This window comes from Corynebacterium gottingense, assembly GCF_003693265.1.
Classification (GTDB): Bacteria; Actinomycetota; Actinomycetes; order Mycobacteriales; family Mycobacteriaceae; genus Corynebacterium; species Corynebacterium gottingense.
Genome location: NZ_RDRE01000157.1, coordinates 1 through 1,044, shown reverse-complemented (window position 1 = coordinate 1,044; position 1,044 = coordinate 1). Strand labels below are relative to the sequence as shown.

1 protein-coding gene is annotated in these 1,044 nt (G+C 72.4%); it reads right to left on the bottom strand.

What is annotated here, in order from left to right:
• On the bottom strand, positions 1-1,044 hold a 1,044-nt coding region (locus tag EAW56_RS12435; protein WP_147453340.1), incomplete at both ends, for a 3'-5' exonuclease.

Sequence of the window (1,044 nt, the reverse complement as noted above, 5' to 3'; positions counted from 1 at the left end):
TCACCGGGATCTCCACCCCAACCTGGGTAAACGCGCTTCTGGATTCCTCCAGCCACTGCGCGGTCCGCTCCAGCATCGCCTCGAAGTCAGCCACGTCGCGCTCCGCCTTCCACGCCGGCCCGTCCTCGGCGTCGCGCCGCGCCGCCACGGCCGCCGCGCGCGCCGCCGCCTCGTCCACGCCGCGCCCCAGCGCCTCCAGGTACGCGTGCGCCATCGACCCGTAAATCATCGCCAGGTTGTCATCCAGCCCAACCATCCGCTCAAGCACCTCGCGCATCGGGCACTGCAGCAGCCGCTCGATGCGCGACGGTGACAGCGTCGTCGCCTCCGCCAGGGCAGTGCTTACCGACGCCCCTCCGATCCCCCACCACTGTCCAGGATCAGCCCCGGGCACACCGGCTCGGGCCAGCCGCACCAGCTGGCGTACCGCCTGCTCCCGCACCGCCTCGCTGCTCTCGGGCGAGGCGAGCGCCCGGCGCAGCTCCGCGACGATCTCGTCCCGGGCGAGCAGGCGCACCCGCGCCTCCGGCTCCGCGTCGCCCCCGACCCCGCTGGTCTCTCGGGCGAGCTCCACGTCCTGGGCCTCGATGTCGAAGTCGCGACAGTACTCCTCGATGAACCGCGAGGGGACGATCAGCTCGTCACCGTCCTGGTCGTCCACCGCGGTGACGAGCACGCGATCCGTCGCGCGTGTGACAGCCACCCAGAACAGTCGGCGCTCCTCGGCCAGGCGCTCGGCCGTCCGCGAGATCGGCACGTTCGGCTCAACCCCGTTGTCCAGCAGGTCCATGAGGTCCTCCTGGCGGAAGAGCGAGCCGGTTTCTCCCAGGCTCGGCCACGAGTTCTCCTGCACGCCGGCCACGATGACGCGCGCGAACTCGCGGCCCGCCACGCCGTGCGCGGTGAGCAGCGCCACCGCGTCGGGCGCCGCGCTGCGGCGGTCGCGCACGCCCGTCGGCAGCTCCTGCGCGTCGATGTCCGCCACGAACGAGTCCACTCCTGCTGCTGCGCGGCGCTCGGTGAAGTCGCCGGCGGCGTCGAAAA